General features: G+C 31.6%; 23 protein-coding genes. 18 read left to right on the top strand and 5 right to left on the bottom strand.

All coding sequences use genetic code 11. The features are described 5' to 3' along the window. The first annotated feature begins 127 nt into the window (after positions 1–127). From ACWJJ7_RS06940 to ACWJJ7_RS06925, 4 genes are read left to right on the top strand one after another with little or no spacing between them, the layout of a single operon-like run. On the top strand, positions 128–1597 hold the full coding sequence (locus ACWJJ7_RS06940) for an FAD-dependent oxidoreductase (protein WP_462964518.1): 1470 nt from the start codon (positions 128–130) through the stop codon (positions 1595–1597). Further along, positions 1588–2829, top strand: a complete 1242-nt coding sequence (locus tag ACWJJ7_RS06935) for an NAD(P)/FAD-dependent oxidoreductase (protein ID WP_462964517.1) — start codon at positions 1588–1590, stop codon at positions 2827–2829. The genes ACWJJ7_RS06940 and ACWJJ7_RS06935 overlap by 10 nt, the downstream gene beginning before the upstream one ends. Beyond that, the gene (locus ACWJJ7_RS06930) at positions 2826–3188 is read left to right on the top strand and encodes a DUF1667 domain-containing protein (RefSeq protein WP_462964516.1); all 363 of its coding nucleotides are present in this window, start codon (positions 2826–2828) and stop codon (positions 3186–3188) included. The genes ACWJJ7_RS06935 and ACWJJ7_RS06930 overlap by 4 nt, the downstream gene beginning before the upstream one ends. 39 nt (positions 3189–3227) lie before the next feature. Then, positions 3228–4163 carry an AEC family transporter gene (locus ACWJJ7_RS06925; RefSeq protein ID WP_462964515.1) on the top strand — a complete coding sequence of 312 codons (936 nt, stop codon included), beginning with the start codon at positions 3228–3230 and terminating at the stop codon, positions 4161–4163. An 84-nt stretch (positions 4164–4247) separates the two neighbouring features. Here the strand turns inward: ACWJJ7_RS06925 and ACWJJ7_RS06920 are convergent, their stop codons facing one another. After that, positions 4248–4988, bottom strand: a complete 741-nt coding sequence (locus ACWJJ7_RS06920; protein ID WP_462964514.1) for a FadR/GntR family transcriptional regulator — start codon at positions 4986–4988, stop codon at positions 4248–4250. A gap of 388 nt (positions 4989–5376) precedes the next feature. On the opposite strand from ACWJJ7_RS06920, the gene ACWJJ7_RS06915 reads away from it, so the two are divergent. The 4 genes from ACWJJ7_RS06915 to ACWJJ7_RS06900 are packed head-to-tail and all read left to right on the top strand — an operon-like array spanning position 5377 to position 8887. Continuing rightward, complete coding sequence (locus tag ACWJJ7_RS06915) at positions 5377–6525, top strand: efflux RND transporter periplasmic adaptor subunit (protein ID WP_462964513.1); 1149 nt, start codon at positions 5377–5379, stop codon at positions 6523–6525. Then, positions 6515–7204, top strand: coding sequence for an ABC transporter ATP-binding protein (locus ACWJJ7_RS06910; RefSeq protein ID WP_202881874.1), 690 nt, complete (start codon positions 6515–6517; stop codon positions 7202–7204). The genes ACWJJ7_RS06915 and ACWJJ7_RS06910 overlap by 11 nt, the downstream gene beginning before the upstream one ends. A 2-nt stretch (positions 7205–7206) precedes the next feature. Further along, positions 7207–8391: an ABC transporter permease gene (locus tag ACWJJ7_RS06905; RefSeq protein WP_462964512.1), complete on the top strand. Its 1185-nt coding sequence runs from the start codon at positions 7207–7209 to the stop codon at positions 8389–8391. Between the two features lie 58 nt (positions 8392–8449). Beyond that, the gene (locus ACWJJ7_RS06900; protein WP_462964511.1) at positions 8450–8887 is read left to right on the top strand and encodes a hypothetical protein; all 438 of its coding nucleotides are present in this window, start codon (positions 8450–8452) and stop codon (positions 8885–8887) included. Between the two features lie 382 nt (positions 8888–9269). Here ACWJJ7_RS06900 and ACWJJ7_RS06895 read toward each other — a convergent pair whose 3' ends face one another. Further along, entirely contained in the window at positions 9270–9515 is a 246-nt protein-coding gene (locus tag ACWJJ7_RS06895) for a hypothetical protein (protein ID WP_462964510.1), read from the bottom strand. 268 nt (positions 9516–9783) lie between these two features. Between ACWJJ7_RS06895 and ACWJJ7_RS06890 the strand changes: the two genes are divergently transcribed. Continuing rightward, a complete protein-coding gene (locus tag ACWJJ7_RS06890) occupies positions 9784–10029 on the top strand; it encodes a hypothetical protein (protein ID WP_462964509.1) in 246 nt (81 codons plus the stop codon). Between the two features lie 249 nt (positions 10030–10278). Here the strand turns inward: ACWJJ7_RS06890 and ACWJJ7_RS06885 are convergent, their stop codons facing one another. Both ACWJJ7_RS06885 and ACWJJ7_RS06880 read right to left on the bottom strand, forming a co-directional pair. After that, positions 10279–10437: a hypothetical protein gene (locus ACWJJ7_RS06885; RefSeq protein WP_462964508.1), complete on the bottom strand. Its 159-nt coding sequence runs from the start codon at positions 10435–10437 to the stop codon at positions 10279–10281. Positions 10438–10681: 244 nt separating this feature from the next. Next, positions 10682–11767: a tetratricopeptide repeat-containing glycosyltransferase gene (locus tag ACWJJ7_RS06880; RefSeq protein ID WP_462964507.1), complete on the bottom strand. Its 1086-nt coding sequence runs from the start codon at positions 11765–11767 to the stop codon at positions 10682–10684. Positions 11768–12010: 243 nt separating this feature from the next. On the opposite strand from ACWJJ7_RS06880, the gene ACWJJ7_RS06875 reads away from it, so the two are divergent. Further along, complete coding sequence (locus tag ACWJJ7_RS06875) at positions 12011–12622, top strand: DNA-3-methyladenine glycosylase (RefSeq protein ID WP_462964506.1); 612 nt, start codon at positions 12011–12013, stop codon at positions 12620–12622. 176 nt (positions 12623–12798) lie between these two features. Here ACWJJ7_RS06875 and ACWJJ7_RS06870 read toward each other — a convergent pair whose 3' ends face one another. Beyond that, positions 12799–12951, bottom strand: a complete 153-nt coding sequence (locus ACWJJ7_RS06870; protein WP_462964505.1) for a CD1375 family protein — start codon at positions 12949–12951, stop codon at positions 12799–12801. Between the two features lie 326 nt (positions 12952–13277). Between ACWJJ7_RS06870 and ACWJJ7_RS06865 the strand changes: the two genes are divergently transcribed. From ACWJJ7_RS06865 to ACWJJ7_RS06830, 8 genes are all read left to right on the top strand, one after another. Next, positions 13278–13589 carry a hypothetical protein gene (locus ACWJJ7_RS06865; RefSeq protein ID WP_462964504.1) on the top strand — a complete coding sequence of 104 codons (312 nt, stop codon included), beginning with the start codon at positions 13278–13280 and terminating at the stop codon, positions 13587–13589. Positions 13590–13929: 340 nt separating this feature from the next. Then, positions 13930–14391 carry an acetylglutamate kinase gene (locus ACWJJ7_RS06860; protein ID WP_462964503.1) on the top strand — a complete coding sequence of 154 codons (462 nt, stop codon included), beginning with the start codon at positions 13930–13932 and terminating at the stop codon, positions 14389–14391. A gap of 146 nt (positions 14392–14537) precedes the next feature. Continuing rightward, entirely contained in the window at positions 14538–15023 is a 486-nt protein-coding gene (locus ACWJJ7_RS06855; RefSeq protein WP_462964502.1) for a hypothetical protein, read from the top strand. Positions 15024–15141: 118 nt separating this feature from the next. Beyond that, entirely contained in the window at positions 15142–15471 is a 330-nt protein-coding gene (locus ACWJJ7_RS06850) for a hypothetical protein (RefSeq protein ID WP_462964501.1), read from the top strand. A 1-nt stretch (position 15472) separates the two neighbouring features. Next, positions 15473–15631, top strand: coding sequence for a hypothetical protein (locus ACWJJ7_RS06845; protein WP_462964500.1), 159 nt, complete (start codon positions 15473–15475; stop codon positions 15629–15631). A 262-nt stretch (positions 15632–15893) separates the two neighbouring features. Further along, complete coding sequence (locus ACWJJ7_RS06840; protein WP_462964499.1) at positions 15894–17627, top strand: PocR ligand-binding domain-containing protein; 1734 nt, start codon at positions 15894–15896, stop codon at positions 17625–17627. A 235-nt stretch (positions 17628–17862) separates the two neighbouring features. After that, positions 17863–18591 carry an ABC transporter ATP-binding protein gene (locus tag ACWJJ7_RS06835; RefSeq protein WP_462964498.1) on the top strand — a complete coding sequence of 243 codons (729 nt, stop codon included), beginning with the start codon at positions 17863–17865 and terminating at the stop codon, positions 18589–18591. Continuing rightward, positions 18584–19768 (top strand): ABC transporter permease, encoded by a 1185-nt coding sequence (locus ACWJJ7_RS06830; protein WP_462964497.1) that lies wholly within the window; start codon positions 18584–18586, stop codon positions 19766–19768. Before ACWJJ7_RS06835 ends, ACWJJ7_RS06830 begins: the two co-directional genes overlap by 8 nt. Positions 19769–19809: the final 41 nt, after the last annotated feature.

The following is a 19809-nucleotide window of genomic DNA, read 5'->3' as shown; positions in this document are numbered from 1 at the left end:
AAAAAATTATTGACAATATATTCTTAAGTAGTTAAAATAGTATTAAGTTCATTGAGTATACTCAATGAACTTAATACTAAAAACTTAAATATTTATATTATTGAAAATAGAGTAAGGGGTGATGTAATTGAAAAAGCAACAATATGATGTAATCGTTATCGGTTCAGGAGTAGTTGGTAGTGCAATTGCAAGGGAGCTTTCAAAATATGAAATGAAAATAGGTGTATTGGAGAAAGAACTAGATGTAGTATGTGAGACAAGCGGTAGAAACAGTGGCGTACTTCATGCAGGATTTAACAGCAAACCTGGAACACTTATGGCAAAATTTTGTGTACAAGGATGCTTAGGATTTGATAAAGTTGCAAAAGAATTAGATATACCCTTTAAAAGAACAGGTAAACTCGTAATAGGATTTAGTGAAGAAGATATGGAAGGATTAAAAGATTTAAAAGCCCTAGGAGAAAAAAATGGAGTTCTAGGTCTTGAAATTGTAGGTCGTGAAAAAATTAAAGAATTAGCACCTAATGTAGAAGGGACAGCAGCTTTATATTCTCCAATGACAGGAGTATTGGATCCATTTATATATACAATTGCATTAGCAGAAAATGCTTGCCAAAACGGTGTGGATTTTTATTTAGGTAGAGAAGTAACTAACATTGAAAGAAAAGAAGATTGTTATGAGATTACTACAAAAAATGGAGAAACTTATTATAGTAGATGGGTAATTAATAGTGCTGGATTAAATTCTGATAAAATAGCAGGACTGGTTGGTGTTACAGATTATACAATATATCCATGCAGAGGAGAATATTTTATTCTTGACCAAAGCATAGGCAAGTTTCTTGAAATTCCAGCTTATCCAGTTCCTAATAAGAAAGAGGGAGGTCTTGGGGTACATCTTACTCCTTCAATCCATGGCAATATATTTATTGGACCAAGTGCTCAGTATATAGATGAAAATGATAATTATTCATCAACTGAGGATGTTATGAACATGCTTATAAAAGAAGGTACAAAAATATTGCCTCAAATTAAAAGTGAACATTTCATTAGAAATTTCACAGGCATTAGACCAAAACTTGTTAGTAAAGAAAAAGGTGGATATGCAGACTTTGTAATAGAAGAAAGAAAAGAAATCCCTAATGTAATTAATTTAATTGGAATTGAATCTCCAGGACTCACGTCAGCAGTTCCAATTGCAGAATATGTAGTAGAAAAAATTAAGAACAAGGAAACCTTAAAAGAAAATAAAAATTTCAATCCTATAAGAAACGCAGTAATAAAGTTTATAGAACAATCTGAAGAAAAACAAGACTCACTAATAAAAGAAAATTCTGATTATGGAGAAATTATTTGTAGATGCGAGAACGTTACAAAAGCAGAAATTCTACAAGCAGTAAGGAATCCATTAGGAGTAGATACATTAACAGGAATTAAATATAGGACAAGATCAATGATGGGAAGATGCCAAGGTGGATATTGTCAAACTAGAATTGCAGAAATAATTATGAAAGAAAAAAATAAAAAAGTAAATGAAGTAACTTATTTAAGAGAAAATGGAAAGATGTTTTCTGGGGAGGTAAGACAATGGAAGTAATTCAAAAGGAAGCGATTATAATTGGTGGTGGCCCAGCTGGACTTGCAGCAGCTCTAAAACTAAAAGAAAAAGGAATAGAAAATGTTTTAATATTAGAAAGAGAAGAAAAACTTGGTGGAATATTAAAACAATGTATTCATGATGGTTTTGGTTTACAAAGATTTAAGCAGGCGCTTAGCGGTCCTGAATATGCGGATAGATTTGTGCAACAGGTAAAAAAAGCAAATATTGAATTACAAACAGGAGCAACTGTAATAAATATTACAAATAACAAAGAGGTCACAGCGGTTACAAGAGAAGGACTAAAAAAATATAAAGCTAAAGTAGTAGTGCTCACCATGGGTTGTAGAGAAAGAACAAGAGGAGCTATAAGTATACCTGGCACAAGACCAGCAGGTGTATTCACTGCTGGAGTAGTTCAAAGCTATATGAACATAAAAAATATTATGGTTGGAAAAAGAATTGTTATACTAGGTTCTGGAGATATCGGACTTATAATGGCAAGGAGACTTACACTAGAAGGAGCAAAAGTACTAGCTGTAATAGAAAAACTACCTTATCCTAGTGGATTACCAAGAAATATAGAACAATGTTTAAATGACTATAATATTCCATTATATTTAAGTCATACAGTAACAAAGATTAAAGGAAAAGAAAGATTGCAAGCAGTAAACGTAAGTGAATTAGATAAGAATGGAGAAGCTATTGTAGGAACAGAGAAAGAATATCAATGTGATACATTAATATTATCTGTTGGACTTATTCCTGAAAATGAGTTATCTCTTAAAGCTGGAGTGAAAATTGATGGACGAACTAAAGGACCTATTGTGGACGAAAATTTACAAACTAACGTAGAAGGAATTTATGCAGCTGGCAATGTGCTTCATGTGCATGATTTAGTGGATTTTGTATCTGATGAAGGAGAAAACCTTGCAGAGGCAGCCGCAAAATATATAAGAAATGAAAAACAAAATGAAAGCCATATTTTAATAACAACAGATAAAACTATTAATAATGTAGTTCCACAAAAAATAAGTGGGAAGAAAGATGTAGAAATAACTTTAAGGGTTAGTAGGCCTTCAAGAGATGGAGTTATAGAAATTGTGCAGGGCGAAAAAGTGATTAAATCAAGGAACTTTAAAAAATTGAATCCTGCAGAAATGATACGCTTAACACTAAAAAAAGAGGATATTATTAGTGAAGAAAACATTAAGGTGGTGGTGTCACAATGAATAGAGAAATGACATGTATAGTTTGTCCTAATGGTTGTGAATTAACTTTAGAACTAGAAGAAAACATTATTAAAAATGTAATTGGAGCTTCCTGTAAAAAAGGCATAGCATATGCAACGCAAGAAATACAAAATCCTAAGAGAACTATTTCATCATTAGTTAAAGTAAATAATGGAGAAATGCCACTGGTTAGTGTAAGGACAACAACAGCTATTCCTAAAAACAAAATATTTGATGTTATGAAAGAAATTAAGAATATAGAAGCTGATGCACCTATAAAAATTGAACAAGTGATTATTAACAATGTGTTAGGGCTTGGCGTAGATATTATTGCTACAAAGTCTATATGTAAGAAATAAATCATTATAATTAATACGACAATTAAAAGGGGGGTATTTATGGAACTTTTAAATGCTTTTGGTAGTATATTTAGTATTGTTATAATGATAGCTATTGGATGGTGGCTAACGAAAAAAAATTGGATGGATAAGTCCGGTGCAAAGCTATTCGCAAAAATTGTTATCAATGTAGCGTTACCGGCTTTGATGATTAGCAATCTTATGAAGGACTTTGACAGGGCAAAGCTTTTAAGTTTAGGGAAAGGTATTATAGTTCCAATAATTTCAATAGCTCTTACTTATTTAATTGGCAAGATCTTTGTAAAAGTTTTTAATGTTACGAAAAATAGACGTGGTTCTTTTGCATCTATGTTCTTTGTATCTAATAGTATATTTATTGGATTGCCAGTAAATCTAGCTTTATTTGGTTCAAAATGTGTTCCTTATGTTTTGATATACTATATAGTTAATACTACATTCTTTTGGACTATAGGTGTTTTTGAAATAAGTAAAGATGGAAATGGAGGATCTAATAAATTTGCATCAATGGATACTTTAAAAAGAATATTTTCACCTCCTCTAATGGGATTTATAGTAGCTATAATATTAATACTTTTAGCTATTCCTGTACCTACATTCTTAATGGACACTTGTAAATATTTGGGGAATTTAACTACTCCACTATCTATGTTATTTATAGGTAACACAATTTTTTATGTAAATTTAAAAGGAATACGTTTTAATAAGGATATGTGGGGCATTTTATTGGGAAGATTTATAATATCGCCACTATTGGTAGTGTTAATATGTAAATTCATCCCTTTGCCTCAAATCATGAAAAATATATTTATTATTCAAGCAGCTATGCCAGTAATGACTACTACTGCAATAGTGTCTAAATCTTACGATGCAGATTACCAATATGCTGCTATTATGATTGCTCTATCCACGTTGTTAAGTCTATTTATAATTCCTATATATAAAATACTCCTTTAATAAGACATATGAAACAAAATAAAAAATATATAAAAAGCCTTCTTTTCATTTAAATAAGTGAAAAGAAGGCTTTTTAATAAAACTTTACTTTGTTTCAAAGGTACCTAAAAAAATGCTTGGGAGTTGTTTAGTAACACTATAGGCATGCTCTAGATGGTCTTTCATTGCAAGCCTTGCCGATTCTTCATTTCTATTTATTAATGATTGATAGATACGATAGTGTTTTTGTATGGTGTTTTTTCTATCATCATTTGTTAGAGCTTTATGGATTTGTTCTAATTGATTATAAATTAACGCATCAAGAGTATTCATTAATTTAGAGCATAGTTCATTTTTAGCGCAATTCAAGACTTGGGTATGAAATAATTGATCTAATCTAGTGAAATTTATAATATCTCCATCAGGAAGATTAACCATTTCATCGAAAATCTGCTTTAACTCAGCAAAATTTTCATCTGTTCCCCTAGAGGTTGCAAGGCTTACCATTTGCAGTTCTATAGCCATTCTAAGTTCAAAAAGATCTGTATTACTTGTTTTTTCGAAGGCTAAAATATAGGAAAGTGGTAAATAATAGTTATTGTTTTTGGGATCACTAATGATAATTCCCTTCCTTGGTGATACAGTTATGATTCCTAAAAACTCCATAACTCGCAAGGCTTCACGTAAAGTTGGACGGCTAACATTTAAAATTTCCATTAATTCTATTTCATTATATAGCCGTTCTCCATATTCAACCTGGTTAGTAATGATTAAATTAATAAAAGTCTCAATTATTTGAAAATATGCTTTTTTATTTTTCACAGGCTTGATAACTATTTTGTTCATATTGTCTCCTCATATCCCTTATATACTCATATAAAATTATTTATTGTAGCTCCTCCTTCCATTTTAAAGGGTTGGGCTTTAGATGTCTATATATTATATTAATAAGAGAAAAAAATAACCAATACAGTTAATCATTTTTCCGTTTATGTCCAAATAATGATGATTAATGCATTTTGTATTGAATTATAGCTTTTCATGAAATATAATACGAATGAAGTTTGTTTAAACAAGGAATAAAAACCATATTTAAGTATACATAAAAATCATTAAACAAAGTTTTTACTGCAAATGTTGTAAATTAAAGAAAAATGTAGTAAACTAAATTTAAAAGTTGTTAGTAATTTAACAAATTTTTTTATTTAAAGTGCATTTATAGGAGGGGAAATCTATGAAAAAGAAACATATTATTTTTTTAAGCATTATTGGTGTAATAATACTATCTGGAATTATTGCCTATGTAGTTAAAAACAATAAAGATTCAGCAGGTAATAAAGGTAAAGAAGTAGCTTTATATACAATACCGGCTAAAGCGAAAATATTTGTAAATGGTGTTGTTGTTCCTGAAAAAACGGAAAATATATATCGAGATGAAACAAAAGGAACTATAAATAAGGTTTCGGTTACGAATGGACAAGTAGTAAATAAGGGTGATGCTCTTTTTACATACAGGAACAGTTTGGTTACGGATGAGATAGATAAGGGAAACCAAGAAATTACTAATGCTAACAATCAAAAAAAGAAATTAGTTGATAAACAAGAAGAAGCAAAAAAACTTTTAGAAAAGCAGAAGGAAGAAGCAAAACAACAAGCAGAACAGGCTGGTGTCGATCCCGCTGCCATGGGTGCGTCGGCTGCAGCAGGTACTGAGGCTCAAATTAGTGGCTACTCAGATCAAATAGATGCTGTGCAAGCTCAAATTGATACTTCAAAAGGTATGTTGAAAAATTCAAAAGAGAAAGAATACACTTATATAAAAGCGCCGATAAATGGAAAAGTAATATTAAATGATTCTAAAGATATGACGAAACCATATATTGTAATAGAGTCTACTACAGTTTATGTAAAAGGAAGTATTAATGAAAAGGATCAAACAAAGGTAAAGGAAAATCAAAAAGTGGATATACTTATATTCGCTATAAATAAAACCATAACAGGAAAGGTGAAAAGTGTAGGAAATAGTCCAGCAGCGCCAGATGCAGCGGCTGGGGCGCAAGGTGCTACAGGTGGAGCTTCTGCTATATCTTATTATGATGCAAATGTATCCTTGGATTCACAAAAAGATGTTGTCAATGGGTTTCATGTACAAGCAACAGTGGAGCTTAAAGAAGAAGAAGAGATGAAAATACCAAAGAGTGCAATACTTGAGGAAGCTGGAAAGCAATACGTGTTTAAAGTTGTGGATAAAAAGTTAAAAAAACAAGCAATCACTTATGAAAAAGCTACAACGCCAGAAGTTGTTGTGCTTAGCGGGTTAAAAGAAAATGACAGGATAGCAAAAACTACTAAAGATATGAAGGAAGGTATTTCTGTTGAGTAATCTTATTGAGTTAACAAATATTAATAAGTATTATAAACTAAAGGATTCCAAATTACATGTATTGAAGGATATAAATTTAACTATAGAGCAAGGTGACTTTGTTATGATAATGGGGAAATCAGGTAGCGGAAAAACTACACTTTTAAACCTTCTTGGTTTCCTTGACCATTTTGATAATGGAAAATATGCATTTAATGGCAAGGACGTTACTCATCTTAGTGAAAATGAAAGATCAGAACTTAGAAATAGTTATCTGGGGTTTATATTTCAACAGTTTCATTTGATAGATTCATTGACTATTGGTCAGAATGTTGAACTTCCTTTGCTTTATAAAGAAGGCACTGATGTACCCAAAAAAGAAAGAGCACACCTTGTAGAAAAATATTTAGATACGGTAGGATTGCTTCATAAAGAGAAGCAATCACCTTCACAATTATCTGGAGGACAGCAACAGCGTATTGCAATAGCAAGAGCTCTCATTAACAATCCTTACGTGATTTTAGCTGATGAGCCAACAGGCGCTCTAGACAGTAAAACCAGAGAGGAAATTATGAATATACTAAAGAAACTTAATGAAGAAAATAAAACAATAATAATGGTAACACACGATGATGATTTAACTAAATATGCTAGCAAAGTAATCCATTTAAAAGATGGAGTGATAACAAAGGTGGATTAGATATGTCTATAATAAATTTAATCAAAACTTCAGTATACAGTCTAAAATCACATAAATTAAGGGTTTTTCTCACAATGATAGGAATAATCATAGGTATAAGCTCTGTAATATCCATTATGTCAGTTGGTAATGGGTTAAAGGTAAAAATGAATGAATCTATGGCGGATACAAGCGCAAATAAAATAAATGTTAATTTTGAACCAGAAAACGTTGATGCGGATTTAACCTTGATTGAACCCTTTAGCAAATCCGACCCATATTCTCTTAAAACAGTGGCTGGAGTAGAAAAGGTTGAGGAATCAAAGGATATGCAAGGAATGGGCGGATATACATCAGGCGAGGCTGTGTATTTTGATAAAAAAGCATACATTGGGCTAGAAGATTATGATGATAAAGAAATAAATATTAAGTATGGTCGTTCTTTCAAAAAAAGTGAAAATTCTAAAAAGTTAATTATGTTGGATTATAAATCAGCAGAAAAACTTTTCGAATCTCCAGAAAAGGCAATAGGTAGTGGAATAACAGTAAATGGAATTATATACGAGGTAGCAGGAGTTCTAGAAAAAGAGGGTGCATTCTCTCTAACAGGGGGAACAAGTTTAATTTCAAAGGAGTCAAAAGAAGATATGAATACAGAGGCCGCTATTTCAAGCTTAGATGTTTATCTTAAAGCTGGTGAAGATAAAAATAAGGTTTTTGAAAACGTAAAAAAGGAGCTTATAGTGGCTCATCCTAATTTAAAAGGTGAGTATAAGCTTCAGGATCCTCAGGCAAGTACTAAGATATTTGAACAAGTTATTGGTTATTTAACTGCTTTCATAGCATTGATTAGTAGTATTTCCTTATTTGTTGGGGGAATAGGTGTAATGAATATAATGTATGTTTCTGTAACTGAGCGGAAACGAGAAATTGGTATACGTAGGGCGATTGGAGCAAAACCTAAAAGTATATTACTCCAATTTCTTATAGAAGCGATTATGGTGACAGGGCTTGGTGGTTTACTTGGCATATTATTCGGATTTATTTTTTGTAAAATAATTGGTATATTTATGCCATTCCCTCCAGTTATGAGTGGAGAAAGCGTTATAGGAGCAACTGCAATATCTGTTATTATTGGAATAATTTTTGGAATTATACCAGCAATTAATGCATCGAAAATGGATCCAATTGAGGCGATTTACAATTAAATCTTGGTGAAAGCCATTATTATATTATTTTAAAAATATATTTATCGGAGGTAGAATTATGGAAAATGTTCAAAAACCAAAAGTAGGCGCAGGGATAAAAACAATGTCGATTATTCAATTAGTTGTTAGTGTGTTTGGATTATTTAGTATAAGAAACTTTTCTAAGAAAGATGAGCTTAATGCTGCGAATAAAGCTGCGGGTGAAGTATTAAATATGGTTCTTCCAGAAGTCACGAATTTAAGTATAACTATTGGGTTGGTATTCTCAGTAATATTAGCTATAAGTGTTATTTTGATTTTAATGAAAAAGGAATTAGGGATATATATTTATTTTATTGCTATAGTTGCCCAAATATCATATTCAATTGTAGGTGGTGGAACTAAACCTTGGATGATACTTGTTAGTTTAATAATGCCTGCACTTATGGGATTCTTTGTTTGGAAGAAAAAGGAAATATTCAGTACTGAGACTAAATCTGATAATATGGATATATAGTAACTGTTACTAATAACTACAAGTGTGTATAATTTTATAGAACAGCATGCTTTTAGAATTTACATTAAAAATTTACATTAAAAATTAATAAATATTAGACTGAAAATCCTGTTAACTTACTTTGTTAACAGGATTTTTAGCATTTGACTGTTACAATGAAAAGATGTATTTCAAATAAATGGGTTAAGCAGGAGTTACACATGCGACTATATATAAAGGTCTGATTGTATCAGCGGTATCAAATTAATATGTGAACTTTATGTAAGTATGCCATTCCTAAAATATTTTTCATTACGTAAAAAGGCTGCCGTCGATAGGCAGCCAGTTAGGGTAATGAAATTATTTTATAATCTGCTACTGTTTAAGATAAAGCTTTATCTTATTAAACAATTCTAAAAATAGATACAGTTCCAATAGGTCCCCCTAGACCTGCAAGTACGATACTAATAGGACCATTTGAATTGTTAGTAAATCTCAAAGCATCTCCGGCTGTTGCAGCGTAAATTATACTAGAGCCGGTTATCGTTGGATTTGTTACTGTAATAGATATACCAGCAATAAAAGTTGAAGGTGATTTTTGTAAATCTATTTCTATAGCAGTGGTTAAAGGATTTGGAGTAACAGACATCTTCCAGTCGATTACATAAACACCTGTTGTATTAACTGTAAATATACCTGTTCCTGAATTATAACTTAAATCAGGTCCTACGATATCTACAGTATCATAAATAATAGTATTTCCAACTGGAATTGATATTTTATTTGTTCTTATAACACCATTTGCATACGAATTAAAACTTGGACCAGTAGGACCAGTAGGGCCAGTAGGACCAGTAGGACCAGTAGGGCCAGTAGGGCCAGTAGGACCAGTAGGACCAGTAGGACCAGTAGGACCAGTGGGACCAGTAGCTCCATTAGTTCCATTAGTTCCATTAGCTCCAGTAGGGCCAGTAGGACCAGTAGGACCAGTAGGACCAGTAGGGCCAGTAGGACCAGTAGGGCCAGTAGGGCCAGTAGGACCAGTGGGACCAGTGGGACCAGTAGCTCCATTAGTTCCATTAGTTCCATTAGCTCCAGTAGGACCAGTAGGACCAGTAGGACCAGTAGGACCAGTAGGACCAGTGGTCCAGTTCGTCCAGTAGGACCAGTAGGACCAGTAGGACCAGTAGGGCCAGTAGGACCAGTAGGACCAGTAGGACCAGTATGACCAGTAGGACCAGTAGGGCCAGTAGGGCCAGTAGGACCAGTAGAACCAGTAGGACCAGTTGGTCCAGTTCGTCCAGTAGGACCGGTTTCACCAGTTGGGCCAGTTGGCCCAGTTGGTCCAGTTCGTCCAGTAGGACCAGTAGGACCAGTAGGACCAGTAGGACCAGTTGGTCCAACTATACATTTTACTTGGCAAGGATGGCAGCAATCGTGTTTTTCGCAGCAATCGTGTTTTTCGCAGCAATCGTGTTTGTCACAGCAATCGTGTTTGTCGCAACGATCGTGTTCGTCACAACAATCGTGTTTGTCATCACAATCGTGGTTTCTAGAAATGAAATAGTCATAAGATTCATCTGATTTGTAGTTACTCAATATAGACACCTTCCTTATTAATAGTGTTTTATTTATTTAAAATACTTATATTTTTTTTTATTAAATTGCTTGTACTTTTTTATTTGAGTTTTTACTTTCTATACATGGTATTCAGATACTTTGTTTTTGTGTTAAACATATATATTAAATTTGAAAAAAAATATAGATTAAAAATATAATCTATATTTTCAATCTATATAAGTGAAATGAATGTATTTATAAACTATCTAAATAAATTTTATGATTATTTAATAACCTATCATCATTAGGCGAAAGCTTAATAGCTTGCTCAGAAAATTCTATGGCTTTAGCTATCATATTTAAATTATAACAGCCTAAAGCTGCTAAATCATAAGGAGTGAAGTCCCAAGAATTGGCATCGTTAGCGAACTCAAATGATTTTTCTTTGATTTTTAATGCTTCATTTGCATAATAATAAACACTAATCCAATCTTTTTCTGCGTAAGCTAATAGAGATAAGCCTACATAGGGTTCTCTTAATAAAATAGATTCACTTATTGCTTTATGAAACCATTTTTTAGCGTTTAATATTTCTCCTTTTTCAGAGTATGATTTTGCAATAAACCTCATAGAAGAGGATCTTTCATCCTCCCAATTTGATGTAGGGAGTGCTAAATATTCCTTTAAGGTTAAAATGCAATCATCCCAGTTGCTATCAAACATATATTCTCTTCCAAGATAATATAGATTTCTACTATTATTAGGATTTTCTTTAATAGCTAATTTTAATAATGGAAGATTTAAGCTTCTGTTTTTTGTTACATCAGGATAATGATTATACACCATCCCCTTAATATAAACTTGTTTTTCCTCTCCCTCGCCTATATATTCTAAAATCTCATGTGTCGGATATATCCATTTATATCCATGGCGTGAATGAATTCTTGACCAGGTATATTGTACAGCAGGGGAACCATCAGTATTAACGCTCCAATTATATAGATATAATCCTCTTGTGGTTTCTTTTGTCCATGCATTTTCTAAATGCTCTCTCCAACCATCCTCAATAACATCATCTAGATCAGAGGATACACAAATATCAATATCATCTGGAATAAATTTTAAGCATTCATTTCTTGAATAATCAAATCGAAATGGAGTAGCATCTATAGAATAAACAATAGCGCCTCTTTCTTTTAGTTTTTTAATTGTATTATCGGTAGAGCCTGTATCTACAACTATAATAACATCAGCGTTGCTGACATGATCCATCCAACGATCAACAAATTTTTCCTCATTTTTACAGATCGCATATACACAAATTTTATATTTATTACTCATGTAAAAACCTCCAATTAAACGAATAGGCATTATACATTCTATTCTATGATTATAAATAATTATAGGTGACATGGTATTACTAGAAAACAATAAGTAATGCTAGATTTTTTAATACCTACAATGTTTTGTAAAAAATAGTTATGTTCGTCATTGCTTAAAGATACTTGCTTAGATATAATTAAAGATATGTTAAAAATTTGTATTAAAAATAGCTATTTTATAAATTTATTAGGAGGGTTTGGAATGAATCTTACTAGAAAATTTTATGCTAGAGAAACTTTAATGGTTGCTAGGGAACTTTTAGGGAAAATACTTGTGCATGAGGTTAATGGAGTAAAGTTAAGAGGGAAAATAGTTGAAACAGAAGCATACATTGGATCAATAGATAAGGCTTGTCATGCTTATGGAGGAAAAAAAACACCTAGATTAGAAACACTATATGGTAGGCCCGGTATCGCATACGTGTATTTTATTTATGGGATGTATCATTGCTTCAATGTGATAACAAAAGAAGAGGGAATTCCTGAAGGGGTTTTAATTAGAGCTATTCAGCCAATAGAAGGGATAGACGAAATGTCAAAGCTAAGATTTAAGAAAGCTTATAATGAATTGACAAAAGCTCAAATAAAAAACTTAACAACAGGCCCCTCTAAGCTCTGCATAGCCATGAATATAAATAAAGAAAATAACAAACAAGATTTATGTACAAGCAAACTATATATAGAAGATTTAGTTGAAGAAGAAAAAATTGAAATTATAGAAGCTAAGAGAATTGGCATTGATTATGCAGAAGAAGCAAAGGACTTTCTATGGAGATTTTACATAAAAAACAATATTTGGGTATCTGTAAAATAGAGAATTAACAGCGTTTGAAAGGGGTCAGGTAGATGAAATCAAACAACCCATGGAATATAGCCGTTAATTTGACTTTGAAGTATATGTCACGGATGCTTCCACTACCACGAGGGGGGTAATTTTTTAGATGTCGATAGAAAAAATGAACCCTAGGAGATAGTAACATCCCCAAGGGTTCATTCTTTTACAAATGGCATTGGTATTGAATGGCCATTTCCGTCTAATTCAGATTTTGTTAAATCTGCAATTACAGCATCTCTAAACTGATCTGGTACCTTTTCAATTGTTCTTAATCCTGACTTTACAAGCCTATAGTACATATCAACCATTTATATACTTCCTTTCGCTAATAAGCATTCGAACATCTATTATAGTTATATAGTTATTATTTAAATCTTGGTTAGTTGGCTGAATATGGTGCGTTTATTGCTGTTTTACAAACGGGTTCAATAATAATACTATTTATACAACTACATAAAGTGGTCATATAGTATATTGTTTACAAAATCAATTAAAATATACATTCTATGGTGGTTAGTTAAAGGGGATAATAATATTAAATCAAATATTATCAAATGTTTCTTTTGATAAGAAAATTGACTATAATAATATTGATATTCAATCATTAAAATAAAAAGGAAGGGAAGGAATAGGAATGAGTTTTTTATTTAACGACAAAGAAAAAAAAGATGGAGTACAAGAAATTAAGTTTGGGAAAATTATAAATAAAAATAGAAAAATTATAAGGGAGGCAACATTTAGAATATTAAATACTGCAATTATATATAATGATGAAGAAGATTACTATGATACATTGGCAACATGTGTTAATGAAAATAATGTAATAGAAACAATAAGTATAGAAGGATTCTATATACATGAAAATGTTGTAGATCTTAAAGGTGCGTATATTGACTATGAAGAAGATTCAGAAGTAAACTTCACTGGGACAATATATTATTTGTAATTTTATGGATGATATTTTACCTGAGATGAATATAACTTATGATTTAATGAAGTCTCCTTTGAGAGCTTTAATGGGATTTTTTTTATTGAGTTTTTTTGTGATTGTATAGTAATGTCAATAATCGCTATTAATGATTGGATAATAGGTACTTATTGTTAAAATAACCATACTATAATATAAAAATTAGAAAGTGGTGATAACAATGTATTTATTTCCATATGATACATCTTGGATGTTAGCTCAACGGCACAGTCCTGTTCCTACAAGAATTAGTGAAGCAGAAGTAGATTTAAGAAATATCATGCGTATACTCTGGGAACAACATATTGTCTGGACGAGGATGACCATAACAAGCATAATAAAAGATTTACCTGATGTAGATTTTGTTACTAAGCGACTTCTTCGAAATCCAACAGATTTTAAGATAGTATTACAAGCTTTCTATGGGGATGAAATTGCTTCTCAATTTAGTGAGTTATTTAAAAGTCATCTTGTAATCGCCGCACAACTTGTTAAAGCAGCCAAAGCGGGTGATAAGAAAGAGGTAGCGGATGCTGAGAAAAGATGGTACGCAAATGCAGATGAAATCGCAGTTCTCCTTAGTAGAATCAATCCTTATTGGTCTCAAGAAAATTGGAAAATGATGTTATATGAACACTTGGCAATGACTAAATCTGAAGCAGTTGACATACTTACCAATAATTACGAAAAAAGCATCACAGAATACGATGAAATCGAAAACCAAGCTCTAAAGATGGCGGATGTTATGGCAGAGGGCATTGTTAAACAATTTTTACAATAAGTTGCAGAGTAGTTTTCAATTCATCTTCTGCGAAGCTGTGCAGCTCCGCAGGAGATGATTTAATTATAAAAAGTGTAGATAATTAAAGGCATAAAGAGTAAAATGAAAAATATGACACTTTATTGTATAAAAAAGGAGGAGTAATTTTGGAGGTTAATAAAATATCACAATTATTGAAGAGTATGGGCACCAGAGGTACACAATCAACAACAGGAGTTTTAGGTAACGACTCAAGTGGGGATGCTAGTTCTAGCTTTGAAGATTTACTTAAGCAAATGGTAAACAATCCACAAGAGCAGACTTTAAATAATTCTGGGACAAGCGCCTCTAGTATTGATAGTAAGGATAATATAGTTAACGGACTAGATAGTATATCATTACAATCTCAAAAGGCTCAACAGCTTCAACAAGTGGTCATGCAACAAATGATGCAGATTATGACTTCTCAAGATAAAAGCAGTAGTTTAAGTATCGGTACTGTTGAAAGTGATGTTAGTTCAGATAGTCTTTTTCCAAGTACAAATAGCAATAATGACTTATCTAAATTAATGCAAACTAATACTAGTGCTAACCTTAATGACCTAAATAATTCAAGTCAAGTTAATGCTTCAGCACCACAGGCGATAAGTTAAGAAAATTTTAATTGAAGTTTATTAGGAATAGAGCAGGAGAAATCCTGCATTTTCTATTGTGTAGGTTTATAATGACATGTAATAACTTGGATTTTTCTAATAAAATAGTGGTAAAACAATGAGAATCATTAATATGTTTGATTTATCAATGATGCAATGGTCATGGCTAATAATATCAGCTATCCTAGTAGGCGTTTCAAAGACAGGAATAAGCGGGTTTTTGATGCCTGTTATACCAATTATTGCTAGTGTATTTGGAGGGAAAGAATCTACTGGGGTTATACTTCCTATATTAGTAATAGGGGATGTTTTTGCAGTGTTCTATTATAATAGACATGCTAATTGGGAAAATATAAAAAAACTTTTGCCATGGACAATAATAGGTTTACTACTAGGGGTTATAGTTGGATTTTATGGGCACAACGGCTTGGTTCTTCTTTCTTGTTAATTTGGGCAAATTACCATTGCAAATTTTATTCTGGCATAATATTTCTTTTAAAACAATTTTACTTAGTATTGGTATGGTGCCAGCAATTGCCTTAGGGGAACTCTTAGGGATGCTTATGATTAAAAAAATAATGAAAAAAACTTCAGATATATTATTATAATCATGACATTTATAGCAGCAGTAAGGTTATTGATATAGGTTTAGAAAAACCAATAATTCTATTTAATCATCCTATTAAATTAGGATGATTATTTTTTTGCAGTTTTATTATTCAATGCGACAGTATTCCCCTAATTTAGCAAAGCTACTATGATAAAATGTTTTTAATGAAGTTTTTAAAAATAAAATGTAAAATTTTGCAATAAGATATAGTGAAGCGAATTATTTTTTATAAGAGGGTATGTACTTAGGAGGAATTATTTATGAGAAAAGTTAGTTTTTCAGAACTAATAAATATTGATTCACTAAAAAAGATGGCTGAAAATATTTACGCTACTGTAGGTATTCCTATTGGAATTATTGATGTAGACGGCACAATTATTATTGCAACTGGATGGCAGGATATATGCACTAAGTTTCATAGAGTTCATCCAGCTACATGCATGCGATGTTCAAGTAGTGATCAATATATTAGTGATCATATTATGGATGGTGTATACATATCTTATAAGTGTCTAAATAATATGTGGAATATTGCATTACCTATTGTTATTTCAGGAGAGCATTTGGCTACGATTTTTTTCAGCCAATTCTTTTATGAAGATGAAGTAATAGATAAAGAATATTTTGCCGCACAAGCAATGGAATTTGGTTTTGATGAAAAAGAGTATCTAGATGCATTAAGCAAGGTACCGATTTATTCTAAAAAGAAGGTTGAGCATATAATTGAGTATTATTCAGGTCTTATTATGACGCTGGCTGAAAGTGGTCTAAGGCAGCTTACGTATGAAAAGTCTCAGAATGAACTTGAAAAAAGCCAAAAATATCTAAGTACAATTTTTAATTCCGTAAGTGATTCAATATTCATTTATGATGTTAATGGAAATATAATGGATGTAAATGAAACTGCCACCACTATGTTTGGTTATTCGCAAAATGAATTAATAAGCATGAATGTATACGATATTATCTCAAAAAAATCTGATAATACTGAAGTTGATATAGCATCGTTAAGTAGTAATGAACATTTGATACTGGAGTTTATAGTTAAAAATAAAAGTAGCAAAGAGTTTTGGGTAGAAGTTAATAGTTATGCTACAAAGATTCATGAAGATGAAATAATTATAGCAACTGTGCGAGATATTACAGATAAAAAACGGAGTGAATTAGCATTACAGAATGAAGCTATTGAAATAGAGAAGTTAAGATCTGAATTTTTTGCCAATGTTTCTCATGAGCTAAGAACTCCCTTAAATATAATATTAGGTACAATACAAATTATTGGAATGTGTATTGATGATGAAGAAAATCTTATTAATAGGGAAAAGATTATTAATAATATAAATATTGAAAAACATAATTGCTTTAGATTGCTAAAAGTAATAAACAATTTAATTGATTTAACTAAATTAGATGTAGGTTTTTATGAACTGAATATGGTCAATTGTAATATTGTTAATATAGTGGAGGAAATTACTTTATCTGTAGCTGTAGCTGAGTATATTAATAATAATGGCTTAAGTCTCATATTTGATACTGATATAGAGGAAAAGATAGTGGCTTGCGATCTAGATAAAATTGAAAGAATAATGCTTAACATGCTATCCAATGCTATAAAGTTTACAAATCCTGGTGGAAGCATAATTGTTAATATATCTGATGGTGAAGAATACATAACTATTTCAATTGAAGACACAGGAATAGGTATACCGAGCGACAAGGTGAATCTAATATTCGATAGATTTCGTCAGGTAGATAAATCATTTACAAGAAATTATGAAGGAAGTGGTATTGGATTATCTCTTGTTAAATCACTGGTAGAAATACAAGGTGGGACGATAACAGTTGAGAGTAAATATGGAGTTGGTACTAAGTTTTTTATAAAATTTCCTGTTAAGGTATTGAAGCATGATGGCAGAGAAGAAAGTATAAAGAGGGTTGATAATGGCATAAACGATTTTGAGCAAAAAATAAAAATTGAGTTTTCAGATGTATAAGATGAAATTGATTTATTAAATCCAGAATTAAATGTACTGTGCCTGAGTACTGATTCATCAAGTATATTGGCAATGAATACAAAGATAAAGATATTAACATTGAAGTATACGAAGCGGTAGATAAAGTGGGTAAAAAAACTAGATATTTAAGCAATCTATGGTATAATTTACTTATAAATTGTTGCAAATTGTCAGAACTTACGAAGGTATATAATTGAATCAAGGGGGAATTAAATTGTTAGAGGTAAAAAACCTTACTAAAAAGTTTAAAGATTTAACAGCGGTGGATGGAGTTTCTTTTGAAGTTAATAAAGGAGAAATATTAGGTCTCATCGGAGAAAATGGAGCTGGAAAAACAACTATAATGAGAATGCTTGCGACTATGCTTAAGGTAACCGAGGGGGAAGGAGAAATTTCAGGCTATGATTTAGTAAAGGAGCCTGAGAGTATTAGAGGAGAAATAGGGATTTTATTTGGTGGAGAGGTCGGCCTATATGACAGGCTTACAACGAGAGAAAATATAATGTATTTTGCTCAATTAAATGGGATGAGCATGGTCGATGCAAAAAAAAGTATTGAAGAGCTTACACACGAACTTGAAATGAGCGAATTTATAGATAAAAGGGTAGGAAAATTTTCAAGAGGTATGAAACAAAAGGTAGCAATTGCAAGAAGTATTGTCCATAAGCCTTCTGTTATGTTATTTGATGAGCCAAGCACCGGACTTGATGTTTCTGCCACAAGACTTATTCAAGATTTTATATTTAAGTGTAAGTCAGAAGGTAAGGCTATTGTTTTCTCAAGTCACAGTATGGTAGAGGTTGAAAAGCTTTGTGATAGAGTTGTAATAATCCATAAGGGAAAAGTTGTGGAACAGGGAACAATAAGTTCACTAAAGGCTAAATATAATAATGAAGATATGGAAGATATTTTTGTTAATCTTATTGGAGGTAATCATGAATAAATTAGTTAGTGTAATATTATTTAAAGAACTTAAGGACATGCTTAGAGATAAAAAGACAATAATAGTAAGTTTATTAATACCTCTTTTATTAATGCCTGTACTTAGCTTTATTATGGGGAAAACTATGAATAGTGCTGAGGATTCTGTTGAAAAAAATATAAATATCGTGATGGTCGATAATGGGAATAGTAGCCTTGGTAAAATATTAAAAAAAGATAAAACTATTAAATTTAAAACGGGTGTTGATGGGAAATCCGCAGTAAAAGATGGAAAAGCATTGCTTTTTATAGAAATACCAAAGGATTTTGATGCAAATGTTTCAAGTGGTAATGTTTCTGATTTAAAGATTTTTTATGATAATACAAATACAAAATCATCTATTGCACTTAGTAAGGTAACTGAAATAGTAGATAAGTTAAGTAAACAAATAGTTGCGAATAGATTAAAAAAAATAAATATTGATGAAAGGATATTAACGCCGATAAAAATTGCTGAAGCAAGTTTTCAAAAGGAAGAAAATGCTCAAGCTCAAATGTTATTAGGTATGATGATTCCTATGTTTATACTCCTGTACAGTGCAACAGGAACTCTTGCAGCAGCTACAGACCTAGGAGCAGGTGAAAAGGAAAGAGGAACACTTGAACCACTTTTAACAACAAAAGCTGGGAGACATTATATATTAACAGGAAAACTTTTTGCAATAACAATAATGGGATTTATGGTATCGGTATGTTCAATGCTTGGACTTCTAATTTCAATGAAAATACCTAATGGAATGTTCGGAAATGGAAGTTCAGCAGTTGGCTTAAGTTACAAAGCAATAGCTTTAATTGGAGTAATAGCAATAATAACAACAATGTTTTTTGGTGCTCTTGAACTAGCGGTAAGTATATATGCTCGTTCATTCAAGGAAGCCCAAACTTATTTGGTGCCATTTTCAATAATTCCGATATTTGCCGCTTATGGAACTATGTTTATGGATGCGAAAAACATACCTTTCCTTTATTTTAATATACCATTGCTTAGTGTAAGCTCAGTGGTTAAGGAACTTACAAGTGGAATTTATAATTATGGTCATATAGGAATAACAATAGTATGGTCGATAGTTTATACGATACTTGCTATTATTCTAGCAAAACATATGTTTAATAAGGAAAGTGTAATATTTAGATCTTAATAATGCAAATTAAAGGAGTCGATTTTTGACTTCCTCTTTTA

Source organism: Clostridium sp. CM042 (assembly GCF_055080995.1).
Note: the sequence above shows the minus strand (reverse complement) of the source record. Positions and strands in the feature narration are given on the sequence as shown.